The sequence below is a fragment of the Ramlibacter sp. AN1133 genome, from assembly GCF_037890035.1.
Classification (GTDB): domain Bacteria; phylum Pseudomonadota; class Gammaproteobacteria; order Burkholderiales; family Burkholderiaceae_C; genus Ramlibacter.
Genome location: NZ_JBBKTQ010000058.1, coordinates 1 through 635 on the forward strand (window position 1 = coordinate 1; position 635 = coordinate 635).

Here is a 635-nt window from a genome sequence, read left to right on the forward strand (position 1 = left end):
GTGACCCGTCCTGAAATGGGTTGACACCTTTCTGGCCACCAGAAAGGAAAGTCAATTGACGGAATGGACCAAGAGAACTCAGAACGACTACACGCTTGCGTTCAAGCTTGCGGTGGTTGAACAGGTCGAGAAGGGCGAGCTGACGACCGGCCAAGCACAAAGGCGCTACGGCATACAGGGGTCATCGACCGTTCTGACCTGGATGCGAAGGCATGGCAGCCCGCGGTGGCGCAAGGCATCATCCATGGGCAAATCAGTCCAGAAGATGTCAGACCCCAGCAAACCCGTGCCGCCGGAGCAGCGGATCAAGGAGCTCGAGCTGCAGCTCAAGGAAGCCCAGCAGAAGGCGGCTTTCTTCGAGGCCGTCGTGGGCGTGCTCAAGCGCGACTATGGAGTGCAGATCGGAAAAAAGCCTGTGGGCAAGTCGTCGCGGAAAAGCTCGTCCAAGGGCTGAGCATCGCGACGGCTTGCCGCTTCATGGGCATCAGCCGGCAGGCGTATTACAAGCGAGTCGCATGCGAGCGCCACCGCCAGGACAAGCACTCCACCGTGGTGGCGCTGGTGCGCGACGAGCGCCGCCACCAGCCGCGCATTGGCACGCGCAAGCTGCACCACATGCTGTACGAACCCCTGCA

Annotated in this window: 1 pseudogene; it reads left to right on the plus strand. The window is 61.1% G+C overall.

Annotation, left to right across the window (positions count from 1 at the left end):
• Positions 1-55: 55 nt before the first annotated feature.
• A pseudogene (locus WG923_RS30340) lies at positions 56-635 on the plus strand (IS3 family transposase); the annotation flags it as partial.